This is a genomic window from Zhurongbacter thermophilus (genome assembly GCF_026184435.1).
Classification (GTDB): domain Bacteria; phylum Coprothermobacterota; class Coprothermobacteria; order Coprothermobacterales; family JAADFF01; genus JAADFF01.
In genome coordinates, this window is record NZ_CP046447.1 from 1,005,789 (window position 1) to 1,023,018 (window position 17,230).

The following is a 17,230-nucleotide window of genomic DNA, read 5'->3' on the forward strand; positions in this document are numbered from 1 at the left end:
CCCCTTATGCCTTAGTTGCCCTGACAACAATCTCTGCCGAAATATCCTTGAATATTTTAACCTTTACCGGAGTATCTCCCAACAGTTTGATAGGTCTTTTCAACTCTATCTGCTTTTTCTCAATGTCAAATCCTCTATTTTTTAGTTCAGAAGCAATGTCTTTACTGGTAATTGCAGAAAATAATTTTCCACTATCACCGGCTTCTCTTCTAATTTCCAGAATCATGCCATCAAGCTTTTCTTTAATCTCAAGGGCAGCCTGTCTCTTCTTCTCTTCTTTAGCCTTCTTTGCCTTTTGTTTCTTCTCTACTTCCTTAATAATGCCCTCATTGGCAGGCACAGCCAATTTTCTTCGAAACAAGTAGTTAACAGCATAACCCTCAGATACATTTACAATTTGTCCTCTTGAACCCAGTCCTGCAACATCTTTGGTCAGTAATACCTTCATAAGCAAAGAGGACACCCATATGGGTGCCCTCCCTCACCTCCCTATATCAGTTTTTTTGTTTTTATTTTACACTATTACACAATGAGGTATGGCAGAAGAGCCATCTCTCTGGCACGCTTAATAGCGCGAGAAAGACTCCTCTGATGGAAAGCACAAACACCAGTTACTCTTCTGGGAATGATCTTACCTCTATCGTTTAGATACTTCTTCAGTCTACCCACATCCTTATAATCTATCTCTCTTATACCCTCCATGCAGAATGGGCATGTTTTCATCTTTCTTCTTTTTCTTCTATATGCCATATAAATCCCTCCTTTCTTTCTTATGGAAGAACATCTGGATCAAACGAGTCATCGTCAAATGAATCATCGGGAAAATCTGGAATATCATCATCAAATGAATCAACCTCTTTGCGAGGTGATACTGACTCCTCAAATGAATCCAGAGCATCGATGTCCTTATCTATATCACCAAGCTCTTTGATGATATCTTCTTCCTCTTCTATCACTTCTGGTCTAGCAGCATTACCAGATGTTGAAAGAATCTGAACACTATCGGCTGCTACTTCTATACTCTTACGGCGTATACCACTACGGTCTTCATAGGAATCCACCCTCAGCTCACCAACAACAGACACGAGTGTTCCTTTTTGGAATACCCCACTGGCAATGAGCTTTTCAAGACCGTCAGCCCTTCCTCCCCATACAGCAATGGGAATAAAATAGGCATCTACATCGTCATTTTGCCTCTTAAAAGATTTTTTCACAGCAATACGAAAAGTCAATTTCTTGGTAGTACCCACATATCTGATATCGGGCTGACTGGCTACCCTACCAACAAGAACCACTGTGTTGTTGGCATTCATAACGCTCCACCTTACTCCGCAGACTCTTCTGTAGTCTCAGCAGAAGGAACAAGCTTATCTTTATACTTCTTTTCCAGTTTCTCTTTTCTCAGAAGCATAAAGCGGAGAATATCCTCATTAATCTTAAGAAGATGTTTGAACTCCTCAAGGTTTTCTGGTGGAAGTGCAAACAGAAAAACAGTGTAATAGCCCTCTTTAAATTTCTCCACTGGATAAGCAAGCTTACGCTTACCCCACTCATCAACTGGCTCAACAAGTTCTCCACCAAACTCTTTAATTCTCTCAAGTACCCAATCGTTAATCTCTTTGTACCTACCCTCTTCTACGGGCTTGACCAAAATCATAAGCTCATAAATACGTCTCACTCAACATACCTCCCTTCGGACGAGTTTTTTTCTTCCTCGGCTTCGCCCTGCGGCGAAGCAGGGAATGGTGGAGATGACGGGAGTCGAACCCGCGACCTCCTGCTTGCGAAGCAGGCGCTCTCCCACTGAGCTACATCCCCACACCATAACAAAATGGAGGCGGCGGCGGGATTCGAACCCGCGAATAAGGGATTTGCAGTCCCCCGCCTTTGTCCACTTGGCTACGCCGCCTCACTAAACCTTGCCCATGGAGCGGGTGACGGGATTCGAACCCGCGGCCCTCAGCTTGGGAAGCTGATGCTCTACCCCTGAGCTACACCCGCTCCATACCATGTTTCAGTATAAATAACATACTGCTTTAATAGGATACCACAGAGATATATTGTTGTCAACGGGAGGGTTTTCCCTCTACTGGGAAACTAAATCTTCCTCATTTTTCTTTCGAAGTTCTTCTATAAAACCAGATGCGAGAATACCAGCAGGTAAACCGAAGAGACCAATACCCAATATAGCCAAAATAGAACCAACAATCTTACCCAATGCCGTCTGCGGATAAACATCTCCATAACCTACAGTAGAAAGTGTTACTATCCCCCACCACATAGCTTCAGGAATACTATGAAAAGTTTCCGGTTCTATGTAATACATGAGACTGGCAACGATGATAAGGAGTATACCTATAGCAATCATTGATGAAACAAGCTCATCCATAGTTTTCTTAAGTACCCTTACAATAAGAGACATAGCCCTAAAATATCTTTCAAGTTTTAAGATACGCAATATACGAAAAATTCGCAGAATCCTCAAAATACGCAAATCGACAGACAAAAGGGGTAAATAAAACGGAAGAATAGAAAGCAGATCAACAATAACAAGAGGTTTTAAAGCATACCTTATACGGCCCCATATGTGGTGAGAGTAATCTGGATGCACAGTACACGACCACAAACGGAGGATATATTCCGCAGTAAAAACAAAAACAGAAAATGTCTCAAATGAGTCAAAGAACATACGATAGCTATAGTAAATGGAATCAACAGTACTAATAATAACAGCTATAACATTTGTAATAATAAGAACGGCAAAGAACTTATCTACCGGCTCGTCAGTACTTATTTCTAAGTAGTAAAATATTTTCTCTTTGCTCACAACCATCACCACCCAACCGGAAATGGAACATGAGCAAGCAAAGTTTAAGAGGTTCAAAAATAAAAGTGGCGGGGACGACGGGATTTGAACCCGCGATCTCCGGCTTGACAGGCCGGCGTGTTAGGCCCCTACACCACGTCCCCACCTATATATCGCACATATATTATACACAAAAAAGGTCCCAGTGAGAAGTAAGCCGGGTTCTGTACCTTCCCATAGGGAAGGTGGTGCTCATGTATCTGGGCTATCCTTTACAGGATAGCTCATGCAGCCTACCCGGGGGCATTGGTCGGGCCAACCTGCCCCCATATTTGGCCTTGCTCCGGACAGGGTTTACCATGCCTTCTTCCTCGCGGAAGAAGCGGTGGGCTCTTACCCCACCTTTTCACCCTTACCCCACCACAAGGGTGAGGCGGTATATTTTCTGTGGCACTTTCCCTCGGCTCGCGCCGGCCGGGTGTTACCCGGTGTCCTGCCCTGTGGAGCCCGGACTTTCCTCAGCAGGTTATACCTGCTGCGAGCACCTTTCTCACTGGGACCTCTTATATATACCTTACTCAGACTGTTTATATTCAGCCAGCCTAAGCATCTTATCCCAAAACTCTTCAAGTTTATAGTACTCTCTTGCCTCCGGAGTAAAGATGTGTACAATAATAGGTCCTATATCTATAAGCTTCCAAGATGTGGGGTCTCCCTCAGAGTGATATTCAATGTCCCTAACATCAAGCCAATCTTCAAGTTCAGAGATTAATGCATCGGCATGTATAGGAGAATTAGCGCTGCAGACAACAAAGTAATCGGCAATATTAGTAGCCGGTGCTACATGCATGATATTAATATCCTCTGCCTTCTTGTCATCAAGAACTTTGACAACATTGTCAAGAAGCTCCTTTAGTTCCAAAACATTCACCTCCTGTATAAGTTATGTTTATGTATATAGTCTATAACAGTATCGGGCAAAAGCCCCTTTAATGGAAGTCCCATTAGTAACTTTCTTCTAATATCGGTAGAAGATATTCCAATATAACATGGCATCGTTATAGTAAATGCCTTTACAATAGACAGAAGGTCTCTTCTAATAGGCACACAGAGTCTCGGAACAATCATAAAGCGCATATCCCTAACAATGTCATCAAAGTGATACCATGACAGAATAGTGTTAAAGCTATCGCTACCCAGAAGGTACCAATCCCTATCAGTGGCGTGGCGGTGCCATGTATTAATAGCATACCGTTCGTCTCTCTCCCAATCGGCCACAGAAAATCCTTCTATACCTTCAATAGCAAGCTTTACCATTTCAAATCGGTGACTGTAGGAAACTTCAACAGACTTATGTGGGGGATCAGCCGTTGGAACAAAAACCACCTCATCGACAAGACCTGTAGATAGGGCTATATATGCCATTTCAATATGCCCCATATGAATAGGATCAAATCTACCTCCCAATATAGCCCTGCGTTTAGAAGAGGTCAAAGGCTTTACCCTCCAACCAAATGGTATCTCCTTCTTTAGCACCTCGTTTGCGAAGTTCCTGCTCTATTCTCAGTTTCTTGAGCCAGTGCATAACATAGTTGAAGCTAGCTGTGTTGTTGAGGTCATATGACATGAGATATCTAATAATAGGCCCTGTAACCTTCCATTCACCTTCACCAATTTTCTCAATCTCATAAGTGTAAAAGGGAACAGGTGGTAGCTTGATAAGCTCGTATTCCTCAGGCTTCTTACCATAATGTTTAAATACATGTCCCTCAACCTTAGAACGAATCAGTCTTCTCAAGTCATCAAGACCTTCGCCTGTGACAGCTGATACAAAAACAACATCTTCATCTTTAAAACCATGCTTTCTCGCTATATCCAGAAGCCTTTCTTTGGCATTTTCGTCGTATGCTAATACATCCATCTTATTAAACGCAAGTATAGACGGTCTTTTTACAAGTTCGGGGTTATATTCTTCAAGTTCTTTTTTGACAATCTCCAATGCCTCCTCTGGAGGTGTATCGAAGCCAGAGGCATCTATAACATATGTTAACAGTCCTGTACGCTCAATGTGCTTAAGAAATTCAAGTCCCAAACCTTTACCCTCATGGGCATCCTCAATAATACCGGGCATATCGGCAATCACCACAGACCTGCCATCTCCAAGGTCCATAATACCAAGCACCGGGGCAAGGGTTGTAAAAGGATAGTCGGCTATCTTAGGATGAGCCGCAGTTAGGCGCGATATTAGCGTAGATTTACCGGCATTGGGAAGACCCACGAGGCCAACATCGGCGACGAGCTTCAATTCCAAAATAAGATCTCTCTCTTCACCGGGATAACCTTTCTCTGCAAACTTAGGAGCTCTCCGCGTAGGGGTGGCAAAGTGAACATTACCCCTACCTCCTTTGCCACCACGGGCAACAAGGAGTCTCAGCCCCGGTCGGTTAAGGTCAGCTAGAACCTCTCCCGTGTCTGCATCTTTTACAATAGTACCCACAGGCACTTTAATGATAATGTCCTTACCTTTCTTTCCATAAAGCTTTTTACTTCTACCAGGTTGGCCGTCCTCGGCCTCAAATTCATCTTCATAGTGAAAATCAAGGAGAGTTAGCAAAGAAGGGTCGGTTTCTAGGTAAACCGACCCTCCATCTCCGCCGTCTCCACCATCAGGACCACCACGGGGAACAAACTTTTCCCTTCTGAAGGTAGCCGCCCCGTCGCCGCCCTTTCCACCTTTTACATGTATCTGTGCCTGATCTGCAAACCTCATATCCTATTAGTCAGCTAGAGGAATAACATCTACATACTTGCGACCACGTCTACGGGTAAACTTTACAATGCCATCAACTGCTGCATGAAGTGTATAATCAGAACCAAGATACGTATTCTTGCCGGGATAGAAACGTGTGCCTCTCTGTCTAACGATAATATTGCCAGCTCTAACAATCTGTCCATCGTGTCTCTTCACACCAAGATACTTAGGATTGGAGTCACGACCGTTTTTGGTGGAAGAACCACCTTTATGGTGAGCGAACAATTGAAGATTCCACTTAATTACCATTTCACCCTTACCTCCTTCCTAAATCTCACATAGGGTCTGTACTGCAGAGATATACCCTCTGCAGCCTCAATAAGCCCCTTAATAATTGTCTTCTCTACAGCATCAAGCTGTAAATCTTTTACATAGAGCCTAAAAAAACCTTCTTCTAATTCTATTTCTACTCGCTTAGACCTATAAATATTCACGAGTGTATTAGCAACATACTGTGCCAGTGTTGAATACGCGGCACATACAATGTCCTTGCCCGTACCAGCCATACCAGCATGACCCTTAAATGTTATTTCTCTAATATGGCCATTTCTGTCTGTTAGGACAAGGACCTCTATCAAGATTATTCAGCTCCCAAAGATGTAATCTTTATCAGAGTGTATCTAGGTTTGATATTCTTGCGCTTTCTGTAGTTGCTTTTTGCACGATACTTAAATACCCTAATCTTCTTACCTCTAAACTGCTTCAATACATCAAAATCAACTTTAACAGATGGCAGATAAGGATCACCCATATATACCTGACCATTGTCATCTTTGTAAAAGAGCACCTTAATGTCATTCTTCAAATCGTCCTTCTCCCACCAGCCAGGAACGACAACAGGCTTACCCTCTTTTATCTTAAACTGTTTGCCAGCCATTTCCACTATTGCGTACATACTCGCCCTTCCTCCTTTCACCTATCTCACAGTGTATACATCGCCTGCTATTTTACCAGAAAAGTATAACATATCAAAGCCCAAAGACACCTATATACTCAGTAAAAGGTATACCAAATACCTTCTCAAACGCCGATTGTAAAAACATATCTGTCTTACCCGTGTATATTATTTTACCATCTTTTATACCTACTGCAAAGTGGCTCACAGCCTTCACAAATTCTATATCGTGGGAGGTAAAAATAACTTGATGTTTTTCACTAAGAAGACGAATAATATCCACAAGCATATATCGATGATACGGGTCAAGAAATGATGTAGGCTCATCAAGAAGAATAACCTTGGGGCTTTGAAGCATAACCATCGCTGTTAAAACAAGCTGTCTCTCTCCTGAAGACAGAGTAGAAAACAATCTATCCTTAAGGTGGGTAATACCTAACGTATTCATTACATCGTAGGCCTGTCGAATGATATTTCGAGGGTACCCACCTATAGGTTTCATATATCTGTACATACCGGCCATAATAACATCTATTACTGGAACAGACGCAGCATATGCCCTATCGGGAAAAAGCACACCGACAAGAGAGGCTCTTTCTTTGGCCGACAGGCGATGAATATTTTTTCCATCAATAAGCACTTTTCCAGTATGAGGTCTATAAATGCCAACAATTGTCTTTAACAAGGTTGTTTTTCCAGAACCATTTGGCCCCACAATGGCAAGAGGATACATATCACCCTCAAGATTTAAGGAAATATCGTGAAGCACCTGCTTATCTTTTTTGTATCCAAATGATACATTTTTCAGGATAAGACTCACAACCATTCACCACGCACAACAAGGTATAAGAAAAACACACCACCAACAACAGAGGTGAATACACCAATAGGGATCTCCATAGGGTACATAACACCTCTGCTTAAGAAATCCCCCACTACAAGTAAAATGGCACCTATCTCCATGGACAAAAGCAGTTTAGATAAGTGTTTGTCTCCTACCATTAAACGGGCAAGGTGTGGAGCCATGAGTCCAACAAAAGACACAATACCATAGAATGCAGCAACAAAGGCTGCAGCAAGGGATGCTAATACAAGATATATAAGTCTATAAACAAAGACATTAACACCTACACCATGTGCTACTTCATCACCTATAAGCATAATATCCAGAACCCTATGGGTCGATACAATAACTATGAAAACGAAGATAAGAACAATGCTTTGAAGCAATACCTTTTTTCCATCGGCCATGGCAAAGCTTCCCATAAGCCACGCCAAGATATTATGTAATGAATCATTCCACATAATAAGAACAAGTGTAATACCTGCAGATACCAATGATGAAATGACAACACCTGAAAGAACAATCTTTAACCGATTGCCCCTACCTAAGACATACGAAAATGCAAATGACAAGATAGCAAACACAAATGCATAAAGCCATACGGGACCAGAAAGATGAAAACGATAGGCTATCACGGCTCCTAAAGATGCACCGGCGGAAACACCAAGAAGATAAGGGTCAACAAGGGGATTCATGAGTGTAGTTTGATAGAGTGTTCCACCTATGGCAAGAAGCATACCAGAAATGGCAGCAGCAAATACCCTTTGAAGGCGAAATATAGCTATTTTATCGGTGATATTAAAGGAAGCACCAGATAACCATTTAATAAATACATCAATGGCAGCATACGGAGAGATATAAATAGCCTGCCCAGGCTTTATGCTACTATAAGAAACAGCCAGTAGCATGGTAAAAAGGAGGAGGACAAAGCCTCCTCCTATCAGTGCTATTTGCCTATAATTTTTCATGGTAGCAGGAGGTAGATTTCTCTATAATCTCCATTCCATACAACATCTTTAATACCCATGCAGTTTAAAACATCTCTTAGACGGATATATATACCCGTATTATCAGTCTTTACTTTGCATGTTTTACCCTTATAAACAACAAAATCAGAACCTATCTCTACTCCTAATATCTTTTCCGCACCATCTTTGGAAATATATGTGCGTCCTTCCTCGGCATTAAGATACACGGCGACAGCCCCGTTATCATCTCCCAGCTCATGCTTGTAATACGCCTTGGCATAGACTCTATCGTTAAGACCTATAGCAACAACTTCCTTGTTAAATGTTGTCGGTTGAACAATATGGGCCAGCTGAACAAGACCATAAACAATGCGAGGTCCTGGTCTGAACACCCAATCATCATTGACATAATAGACATTTCCATTTTTTACGGCCTTTAGGTCTTTCCAAGGAAATTCATTAAGAAATGCAGGTCTTCCTGCATATGCCATGGAATTTTTCGGCATGATGATAATATCTGGATCGTTCTGCAAAAGATATTCCGGGTTTACCATAGGCCAAGGGCTCTGAAGATCGGAAGCAATATTATTAACCTTGATATCCTCTAACATTTGACCAATAAATGTTGTCTTGTTTGTGGACATAATAGGGTTATACCATAACACAAAGAATACCTTTTTGTCCTGATGATTACCGGTGAATGCCCTAACGGCCCTTTCTATAGCTTCCACCTTAAATGCAACACCCTGAGCATTTCTGTATAGACCTGTTACAATACCTACCTTACGGATATCATTGGCTATATCTTTCAGAGAGTGAGGATCAAGCACCATCACAGGAAGCTGGGCAGCAAGCTTGTCAAACAGTTGTTTAGGGAAAGATTTAGCAGAGATAACAAGGTCAGGTCTAAGACTAATAATCTTCTCATAACTCGGTGTAGAAAAGCCACCTATGCTTGGTATTTTCTTCACCTCAGGCGGATAGTTATCAAAGTCTGTACGACCGACAACACGATCACCCGCGCCAATGGCAAACAAAATCTCAGTGATAGATGGAGCTGTAGACACAATACGCTTAGGGGTTTTGTAGAGTCTCACCACTCTACCTACATCATCAACAACCACTGCAGAGTACACATTGGTGATAAATAGAGAAGAAACAAGAAGCAAAGATAACAAGAAAATAGCCAGCTTTCTCTTCATAGCTAGCACCTCCTTTTAAAATTTGGTGGAGGTCCCCGGTTTACCCCCACGCGAGGCTTCCGCGGCATGGCAAGGCAGGTCTCCTGACTCAGGGCATACCCTTGTCGCCTTCCCGGGTTTCCCCAGTGGCATATTGACAAGGGCTTTTAACCCCTCACAGTTGCGGGGCAGTGCCGGATTTTCACCGGCTTCCCTATTAAGCCTCACGGCACCTTGCCATGGCTTGGTTATACAAAACATATATTAACCTAAATTGTGCCTAACAACAAATTTATCTCCAACAGTATCCTTAATATGTCTCATGAGACTCATAAGTGATTTGGTTCTAAATGGAGAAGACAGTGGGTCAAGCTTCATAAGAAATACATCTTCTCCCTCTTTGTCTTCTGGACGAATCCATATATAGAATGATTGGAAAAACCCCTTATCTATAGTGTAACTACGAAGCAATATTTCTCTATCTCTATAAAATACTTCTCTAACACCATAGCCTTTATCGGCAGCAGGTCTATAATTGAAACCTTCTAAAGACTTCATATCACCAAGAAGCTCTTTCCACGGCTTTTTTATTAGAGCATGTGGCATATAGTCAGCCCCCTTTATAAACAATCTTTCATAATCATCTGCATAATCCTTATCCTTGACAACTCTTACCAAGAATATATCTCTACCCTCTGCAAGCCATTTCTGTTCATACTTTGTCTGAACTCTACGGCTGGGATTTTTTTCTAGCTTTATAGAAAAAACACCAATTTTTTCAGCATTTTCCCGTGCTTCTTCAGCATACCAGTCAACATCTGTCATAAGTTCAAAATATCCCCCAACCTTTAGCACACGGGCAAGTACATGCCAAAAATCTTCCCTAACAACCCTTCGTTTGGCATGCTTTTTTTTAGGCCAAGGCACAGGAAAGTTCATATACACACCATCTACTGAGTTTGGTGCAAAAAATTCTGCAAGACCTAAAACACCATCAAAGAGGAGCATTTTCACATTATTTCTTTGCTCTCTTTGAAGCCGATATGCAGATTTTAGAAGTGATGTCATTGACACCTCAAATCCTACAATAAGAGCATTGGGGAAAGCTTTAGATAGTGTCAGCAAATATTCTCCCCTACCAAATCCCAACTCAACAAATAATGATGTAGCATCAGGCTTCATCATATGCCAAGGAATAGGCATGGGCATGTACTGAGGCTTTAGATACAGATGGTGTGGTGGAAAGTTCATAACATCCCCTCCTACAACTATCAAATGTTAGTAATAGTAGTAAATTCTATCAGAATAAAATTTATACCTAATAGGCCTATGATTTCTCACAACCAGACCTATCCACAAGCCTGCTACAAATCCTCCAACATGTGCCCAGTATGCAACAGGACTCATAACGTCTACAATACCACTAACAAGCTGAAGAAGTATCCAGTAGAAAAGATACCAATAAGCAGAAATATAAACAATAACAGGGAAAATACCAATAATCAACAGAGTTTCAATAGGCGATGCTGGGAAAAATATCATATAAGCCCCAAGCACACCAGAAATAGCAGCGGAACCGCCAATAAGAGGCATTGTGCTTGTGGGAAACACCAATGCATGCATTAACATACCAACTGCCGATGCAAAAAGGTAAAATAAAAGATATATATGATGTCCCATAACATCTTCTACATTATCCCCAAATACATATAAAAACCACATATTTCCAATAATGTGCATCCACCCACCATGAAGGAATGTTGAGATAAGTATCATTGATAATATTCCCCATATATCAAATACCTTCACCATATACCAAAATTTAGCAGGCACAAACGCGTGTGTTTGTATGAATGCCTGAAGGGCATCAGCAGGCATGGATAGTTCAAAGAAAAAAGCAAGAAAGGACACCAGTATTATGACATAAGTCATAACTGGTGCCCTGCGGGTGGGGTTAATATCCCTCAGCGGTAGCAGAAACATTATTTATTCCTCCAATCTCCTGTAGAATGGGGAATGTAACTAACACTGGGTCGACGGCTAGAAGGCTGAGGATAAAACTTCATCAGCATGTATACCTCAGTAGGTACATCGGTGCTAATCTTGATTCCATCTCCTCCATGCTGGGGTTTCAATATCTCGTTAAGAGTTTCCTTAAACAGTGGATAATCGTGAGTCCAAGTACCCTGAGAAAGGATGTCAGCTATTCTCTCTGCATCATCCTCCGTATAATGCTCGAGGAGCATTTCTTTGACAAACTCTTTGACCTGCTTTAAGGCTTTTCTTGACATATCAGCCTTAATCAGCGTGGCATCGTCTACTTTATCTGCCCCTTTCTCCTCTACTGCTTTGACAATAGATGCAGCAGGTTCAGTTCCAAGCTGAGGATCTACTGGACCCAAGACGGCATTTTCATCCATAATAATTTCATCTGCAGCAAGGGCTATTAGGGTTCCACCAGACATAGCATAGTGTGGAACAATAACCCTGGTAGGGGCCTTATGTCTCTTTAGGGCCTTAGCAATCTGCTCTGCAGCAAGCACAAGGCCTCCCGGGGTATGAATAATAAGGTCTATAGGAACATCATCGGGTGTAGAACGAATGGCGGAAAGTACAGCCTCGGAATCGTCAATATTGATGAAACGGGAAATAGGTAAACCAAAGAAGGAAATAGTCTCTTGTCGATGAATAAGGGTAATAACCCTACTCTTCCTTTTTTTCTCAAGTCTTGCCAACAGTATATTGCGCATATTCTGCAAATGCCACTGTTGCATAGCGGGCTCCATGAGCATAAAGATAAATAGAAGCCACCACAACATACTCATAAAATCCATTTTCATCACCTCCACAAGTATTCTATCTGTCTACTACCAGATTAATATCGTGATTTATAATTTAAGCGAGAGGAGGTGCTTGTATGGCATTTTTATATTTGGTTTCGCCTTCTGAAAGGCTAACCCCTGCTTATCATAGGTTTGCACGTATAAAAGAAACAGAAGACATTAGTATTTTCCAAGCCAAGGGCAGAGTACTAGCCAAAGATATTTACAGCTCAGAAAACATTCCACCATTACCCCGTTCCACAGTAGATGGATATGCTGTCAAATCAGAAGACACAATGGGGGCTTCACCTGAAACACCTGCAATGCTCCTTAAGATAGGAGAAATCCACATTAGTGAACTCCCCAAAGAGAAAATAGCACCAGGCCAGACGATGTACATTCCCACAGGTGGAATACTGCCTGAAGGGGCAGACGCAGTAGAAATGATTGAATACACTGAAGAAATACCACCATATGTAGAAATGTATCGCAGTGTAGCACCCGGTGAAAATACCGTACAACCGGGTGAGGATATAAAGGAAGGTATGCTTCTTATCTCTAAGGGAACAAAACTTCACGCCAGACACATAGGGCTTCTCGCGTATGCCGGTATTACAACAGTTACAGTGTATAGAAAACCCAAAATAGCCATCTTCTCAACAGGAGATGAGATTGTTCCACCAGATACCAAGCCCGGGCCTGGCAAAATGCGTGATGCCAACAGACCTATGCTCAAGTCCTTGTTTGCAGATATGGGAGAAATCCTCAATGTCTCCCCGACCATTATTCCCGACGAACGAGAAGCAATGGAAAAAGCCTTAAAAGAAGCTTTGGAGACAGCCGACATTGTCATGCTATCGGGTGGTTCTTCGGCCGGCACAAGAGACCTTGTTGTTTCTGTCATAGAAAGTATGTCTAAAAGTGAAATACTGTTTCATGGTCTGCGTATTAGTCCCGGGAAACCTACCATAGTGGCTGTTGCTGGCGGAAAACCGATATTGGGACTTCCCGGGCACCCTGCCTCATGCTTTGTATCGGCCAAACTCATAGGTACAAACATTGTAGAATATATATCAGGCAGCGATAGACAAACACCCTTTGTCTTTATACGAGGGGTTATGAAAACAGAGGTTTACAGCAAACCCGGTATAGAAGAATATCTCAGGGTAAAATTAGATTTCTCAACATCACCACCTACTGTTGAACCAATGATTACCCAATCAGGAATAACATATACGCTTGCAATGGCAGATGGTCTTGCAAGAATACCACCAGAAAAAGAAGGGCTATCTGCTGGTGAGGAAGTTGAGGTGATGTTACTGTGAAAAAATTTCATAATACGACCCCATGGGATAATGTGCTATCTCTTGTAGAAAACACGTTAAAGTCTATGCTTAAGCCCCAAATAGAAGAAATACCAGTAAAAGAGGCTATTGGTAGAGTATCTGCACGAGAAGTATGGGCAAAGCGTAACGTACCTCACTTCCTTGCAGCTGCAGTGGATGGCTATGCTGTGAAAAGTGACAGATTTAAAGAGGCACATACGGCAAACCCCATAAGGGTTGCCAAAGATAGTGTCCGGTATGTCAATACAGGAGATCCTGTCTACTTTCCCGAAGAAGATGCCGTATATATGCAAGAAGATGTTTTAGAAGATGGAGAGTTCTTAGTATTCCACAAGAGTATATCTGTCGGCAAGGGAATTCGCTTCCTTGGGGAAGATGTCATCAAAAACGATCTTATTGTGTGGAGAAACACATATCTTCTCCCAGAGCACATAGCCCTTATGAGAGCAGCTGGTGTAAAGACAGTAGAAGTCTACAAACCTATAAGCGTCACTATCATACCCACGGGTGAGGAAATGAAGGCCCCAGAAGGGGATCTCAAAGAGGGAGATTTACCAGAGACAAGTAGTCTCATGGTAGCCCAGTATGTTGAAAGGTTTGGAGGAACAGTATCCAAGATATACTCCCCTGTTCCCAATGATATAGATAAGCTATCTCAGGCACTAAAAGATGGTTTGCAAAATGCAGATATCGTATTATTTATTGGTGGCTCTTCAAGGGGAAAACATGACCTTATAGCTCCACTGATAGAAAATATGGGCACTCTACTTGTTCACGGCATACGTATAAGACCATCAAAACCCACAATAATAGGTATAGTAGAAAACAAACCTGTTATAGGACTGCCAGGATATCCAACAGCTACATACTATATACTTCAACATATAGTGAAACCTTTAATAGAAGTATTTATGCCCAAAGACAAAGAAATACCTCATCAAACTGAAAAGGCAACTCTCAGCGTGCATGTGCCATCACCTGGCGGTGTAGCAGAACTACTCCGTATTGTCGTAGGCAAAGCTCACGATGAAAAAAACCATGCTATTACACTAGGTAGTGGCTCCAGTAAGCTATTTCCCATTACCATGGCCAATGCACATTTGTTTATACCAGAGGGCAGTGAAGGATATAAAGCAGGTGAAGAAGTTGAGATTATTAAGGTCAAAGGTGGACATCCTCTTCTGGCAATGGCAAGTGATGATATGGCATTTAAATTGCTTCTATCTCTGCTAAGGGAGAAAAACATACTCGTATCCTACGCCAAAAAAGGTTCACTTGGCTCTATTGGAGCATTTAATAAAGGACAGGTGTACTTGGCAGGTGCCCATCTGCTTGATCCACAAACGGGTCAGTACAATAAACCCTTTATAAAGAAACCTGCCAAACTTATACTGATGGCAAAGCGAGAGCAAGGATTTATTGTCCAAAAAGGCAATCCGAAAAATATATCGTCCTTTGAAGATATACGGCGAATAAAATTTGTAAACAGAGAAAAAGGTTCGGGCACACGTATGTTACTTGATTATCTTCTGGCGAAATATGGTATTTCGCCCAGCGAGATTGATGGCTACATGCTTGAACGATTCTCGCACTTACAAGTAGCCATGACCGTTGCCATAGGTATGGCAGATGCAGGACTTGGAATAAAAGCAGCTGCCGATGCTCTCGACCTTGACTTTGTACCTGTGCATACTGAGGAGTATCATATAATCATACCCGAAGGTGATGAAGCACTTGCCCAAAATATCATAGACGTGCTAAGAAGCACAAAATGGCAGGCCAAAGTGCAAGAAATTGGTGGCTATGATGTGTCTGCCAGTGGAAAGGTGGTTAAATAAATGGTAGACCCTTTAGGAAGAAAAATAGAGTATATTCGCATATCGGTTATAGACCACTGTAATTTTATGTGCAAATACTGCACAACAGGCACTCATGGATTTGAAAAGGTACCTAAAGAAGACATACTTTCGTTTGAAGACATTGCCCGCATAGCAGAAGCTGGTAAACACTTAGGTATTAACAAGATAAGACTAACAGGCGGAGAGCCTCTTGTTAGACATCCGCTTCCAAAACTTGTTTCCATGATAAAAGATGTCGGTATAGATGACATAGCCATTACCACAAATGGTTATTACCTGTCAATTTATGCAAGAGAGCTAAAAGATGCCGGTTTAACTTCAGCCAATATCAGCATAGACGCCGTAAATCCAGAAACATTTAAAAACATCACCGGCGTAGACGCTGTTCACCTTGTACTAAAGGGTATAGATGATGCCATAGATGCAGGTATTAAGGTTAAACTCAATACTGTTGTCATGAAAGACATTACCATCAAAGAGCTACCAGCCCTACTGGATCTGGCTCGTTCCCGCAATGTTCCTCTAAGATTTATAGAGCTAATGCCCAAGATAGATACGGAAACATGGAATGATATGTTCTTTAAAATCACAGACTTAAAAAAGTACATTGAAGAAAATATATCTCCTTTAACCCCTGTTGATGCCCAACTCGGTAAAGGACCAAGCACATACTACCAACTGGAGGATGGCACTATTGTAGGTTTTATAGCCTTTTTCTCTATGAACTACTGTCAGAGGTGCAATCGTATTAGAATAGACAGTAGAGGTAATATATATCCGTGCTTGTTTGCTCCGATAAAATTACCAGGACTGGACAAAATAAGAGCAGGACTGGAAGAAACAATAGAGTTTCTCAAAGAAGGGATAAAGGCAAAACCAGAACATGGTGATCCCAACGCAGCATGGAGTGTTGAAATGAGAAACATAGGAGGGTAAAAGTGTGAAGCCAACGCACATTAAAGCTGGATTACCACACATGGTAGATGTCACAGATAAGAATGTTACAGCCCGCAAGGCTACGGTATTTACAGAAGTTATACACACAGGCAGAACCATAAAAGATGTTAAAGAATCACTTGTCAAGGCTTCTTTGACTAGCACAACGGCAACGAAGCTGCTACCCCAGTTTATCCCAATGACCCACCCTATTCCATTTACATACATAGGTTCTGAGACACAAGGATTAGAAAGCGATGCATTTGAAATATATACAACTGTTAGAGCTAACTGGTACACAGGTATGGAAGTTGAAGGTTATTTAGGTAGCTTACTATATGCGCTGACATTTGCAGCACATCAAGATAGAGCATTCTACCACTTTATAATCAGGCGGAGTATGCTCCTTTATAAATCGGGCGGGAAATCAGGAACACTAAAACGACAAATAGGTAAAGTAGAAAACATTATGTTGTCTGGAACAAAAACCAAGCCATTTGTCAGCATAGGAAAGCTAGACCCTCTCTTTATTACCAATTATCCACAAATGGCAGAAAAAGATAATTCGTATCCACTTATTATTACTAATACCAATCTATATTGTGCCAAAGGATATATAGAAATAGGACCTCATGTTATGACAATAACCTACAGAGAAATAGATGATAACGGTCATTACCTTTTAATGATAGCCCCCAGATGTGACAGAGCCGTCATTAGAACAGGACATAATATCACTAGTCTGTTAATGGAGGAATAGA

The 17,230-nt window shown here is 41.7% G+C and carries 21 protein-coding genes, 4 tRNA genes, 1 other RNA gene and 1 riboswitch; of the genes, 4 read left to right on the top strand and 22 right to left on the bottom strand.

Annotated elements, in window-relative coordinates; all coding sequences use genetic code 11:
* Positions 1-4 precede the first annotated feature (4 nt).
* The 22 genes from rplI to GM182_RS05055 all read right to left on the bottom strand — a co-directional run bounded on the left by rplI (position 5) and on the right by GM182_RS05055 (position 12,340).
* Complete coding sequence (rplI, locus tag GM182_RS04950; RefSeq protein WP_449186016.1) at positions 5-448, bottom strand: 50S ribosomal protein L9; 444 nt, start codon at positions 446-448, stop codon at positions 5-7.
* Positions 449-522: 74 nt separating this feature from the next.
* The gene (gene rpsR, locus GM182_RS04955; RefSeq protein ID WP_449186017.1) at positions 523-750 is read right to left on the bottom strand and encodes a 30S ribosomal protein S18; all 228 of its coding nucleotides are present in this window, start codon (positions 748-750) and stop codon (positions 523-525) included.
* A 20-nt stretch (positions 751-770) separates the two neighbouring features.
* Complete coding sequence (locus GM182_RS04960) at positions 771-1,313, bottom strand: single-stranded DNA-binding protein (protein WP_449186018.1); 543 nt, start codon at positions 1,311-1,313, stop codon at positions 771-773.
* A gap of 11 nt (positions 1,314-1,324) precedes the next feature.
* Positions 1,325-1,678 carry a 30S ribosomal protein S6 gene (gene rpsF, locus GM182_RS04965; protein WP_449186019.1) on the bottom strand — a complete coding sequence of 118 codons (354 nt, stop codon included), beginning with the start codon at positions 1,676-1,678 and terminating at the stop codon, positions 1,325-1,327.
* Between the two features lie 65 nt (positions 1,679-1,743).
* Positions 1,744-1,818: transfer RNA gene (locus GM182_RS04970), tRNA-Ala, on the bottom strand.
* 14 nt (positions 1,819-1,832) lie between these two features.
* Positions 1,833-1,909, bottom strand: a tRNA-Cys gene (locus tag GM182_RS04975).
* Between the two features lie 17 nt (positions 1,910-1,926).
* Positions 1,927-2,001: transfer RNA gene (locus GM182_RS04980), tRNA-Gly, on the bottom strand.
* Positions 2,002-2,086: 85 nt separating this feature from the next.
* Positions 2,087-2,827 (bottom strand): ion transporter, encoded by a 741-nt coding sequence (locus GM182_RS04985; RefSeq protein WP_449186020.1) that lies wholly within the window; start codon positions 2,825-2,827, stop codon positions 2,087-2,089.
* Between the two features lie 66 nt (positions 2,828-2,893).
* Positions 2,894-2,970 (bottom strand) — tRNA-Asp (locus GM182_RS04990).
* Positions 2,971-3,004: 34 nt separating this feature from the next.
* Positions 3,005-3,363: RNase P RNA component class A (gene rnpB / locus GM182_RS04995), an RNA gene on the bottom strand.
* A 17-nt stretch (positions 3,364-3,380) separates the two neighbouring features.
* On the bottom strand, positions 3,381-3,728 hold the full coding sequence (gene rsfS / locus GM182_RS05000; protein WP_449186021.1) for a ribosome silencing factor: 348 nt from the start codon (positions 3,726-3,728) through the stop codon (positions 3,381-3,383).
* Positions 3,729-3,733: 5 nt separating this feature from the next.
* Entirely contained in the window at positions 3,734-4,300 is a 567-nt protein-coding gene (nadD, locus tag GM182_RS05005) for a nicotinate (nicotinamide) nucleotide adenylyltransferase (RefSeq protein WP_449186022.1), read from the bottom strand.
* Positions 4,287-5,576 carry a GTPase ObgE gene (obgE, locus tag GM182_RS05010; RefSeq protein ID WP_449186023.1) on the bottom strand — a complete coding sequence of 430 codons (1,290 nt, stop codon included), beginning with the start codon at positions 5,574-5,576 and terminating at the stop codon, positions 4,287-4,289. Before obgE ends, nadD begins: the two co-directional genes overlap by 14 nt.
* A 6-nt stretch (positions 5,577-5,582) precedes the next feature.
* Positions 5,583-5,867, bottom strand: coding sequence for a 50S ribosomal protein L27 (gene rpmA, locus GM182_RS05015; RefSeq protein ID WP_449186024.1), 285 nt, complete (start codon positions 5,865-5,867; stop codon positions 5,583-5,585).
* Positions 5,861-6,196 carry a ribosomal-processing cysteine protease Prp gene (locus tag GM182_RS05020; RefSeq protein WP_449186025.1) on the bottom strand — a complete coding sequence of 112 codons (336 nt, stop codon included), beginning with the start codon at positions 6,194-6,196 and terminating at the stop codon, positions 5,861-5,863. Before GM182_RS05020 ends, rpmA begins: the two co-directional genes overlap by 7 nt.
* A gap of 2 nt (positions 6,197-6,198) precedes the next feature.
* Positions 6,199-6,513: a 50S ribosomal protein L21 gene (gene rplU / locus GM182_RS05025; RefSeq protein ID WP_449186026.1), complete on the bottom strand. Its 315-nt coding sequence runs from the start codon at positions 6,511-6,513 to the stop codon at positions 6,199-6,201.
* Positions 6,514-6,586: 73 nt separating this feature from the next.
* Positions 6,587-7,333 carry an ABC transporter ATP-binding protein gene (locus GM182_RS05030; protein WP_449186027.1) on the bottom strand — a complete coding sequence of 249 codons (747 nt, stop codon included), beginning with the start codon at positions 7,331-7,333 and terminating at the stop codon, positions 6,587-6,589.
* Positions 7,330-8,325, bottom strand: coding sequence for a FecCD family ABC transporter permease (locus tag GM182_RS05035; protein WP_449186028.1), 996 nt, complete (start codon positions 8,323-8,325; stop codon positions 7,330-7,332). Before GM182_RS05035 ends, GM182_RS05030 begins: the two co-directional genes overlap by 4 nt.
* A complete protein-coding gene (locus GM182_RS05040; RefSeq protein WP_449186029.1) occupies positions 8,322-9,527 on the bottom strand; it encodes an ABC transporter substrate-binding protein in 1,206 nt (401 codons plus the stop codon). Before GM182_RS05040 ends, GM182_RS05035 begins: the two co-directional genes overlap by 4 nt.
* Positions 9,528-9,583: 56 nt before the next feature.
* A riboswitch (cobalamin riboswitch) is annotated at positions 9,584-9,758 on the bottom strand.
* A 12-nt stretch (positions 9,759-9,770) separates the two neighbouring features.
* Positions 9,771-10,757: a tRNA (guanosine(46)-N7)-methyltransferase TrmB gene (trmB, locus tag GM182_RS05045; RefSeq protein ID WP_449186030.1), complete on the bottom strand. Its 987-nt coding sequence runs from the start codon at positions 10,755-10,757 to the stop codon at positions 9,771-9,773.
* Positions 10,758-10,784: 27 nt separating this feature from the next.
* Positions 10,785-11,489, bottom strand: coding sequence for a rhomboid family intramembrane serine protease (locus tag GM182_RS05050; RefSeq protein ID WP_449186031.1), 705 nt, complete (start codon positions 11,487-11,489; stop codon positions 10,785-10,787).
* On the bottom strand, positions 11,489-12,340 hold the full coding sequence (locus GM182_RS05055) for an SDH family Clp fold serine proteinase (protein ID WP_449186032.1): 852 nt from the start codon (positions 12,338-12,340) through the stop codon (positions 11,489-11,491). Before GM182_RS05055 ends, GM182_RS05050 begins: the two co-directional genes overlap by 1 nt.
* An 83-nt stretch (positions 12,341-12,423) precedes the next feature.
* On the opposite strand from GM182_RS05055, the gene GM182_RS05060 reads away from it, so the two are divergent.
* The 4 genes from GM182_RS05060 to GM182_RS05075 are packed head-to-tail and all read left to right on the top strand — an operon-like array spanning position 12,424 to position 17,229.
* Complete coding sequence (locus GM182_RS05060) at positions 12,424-13,653, top strand: molybdopterin molybdotransferase MoeA (RefSeq protein WP_449186033.1); 1,230 nt, start codon at positions 12,424-12,426, stop codon at positions 13,651-13,653.
* Positions 13,650-15,512, top strand: coding sequence for a substrate-binding domain-containing protein (locus GM182_RS05065; RefSeq protein WP_449186034.1), 1,863 nt, complete (start codon positions 13,650-13,652; stop codon positions 15,510-15,512). The genes GM182_RS05060 and GM182_RS05065 overlap by 4 nt, the downstream gene beginning before the upstream one ends.
* A complete protein-coding gene (gene moaA, locus GM182_RS05070) occupies positions 15,513-16,469 on the top strand; it encodes a GTP 3',8-cyclase MoaA (RefSeq protein ID WP_449186035.1) in 957 nt (318 codons plus the stop codon).
* Between the two features lie 4 nt (positions 16,470-16,473).
* Positions 16,474-17,229, top strand: a complete 756-nt coding sequence (locus GM182_RS05075; RefSeq protein ID WP_449186036.1) for a cyclic pyranopterin monophosphate synthase MoaC — start codon at positions 16,474-16,476, stop codon at positions 17,227-17,229.
* The last annotated feature ends 1 nt before the right edge of the window (position 17,230 follow it).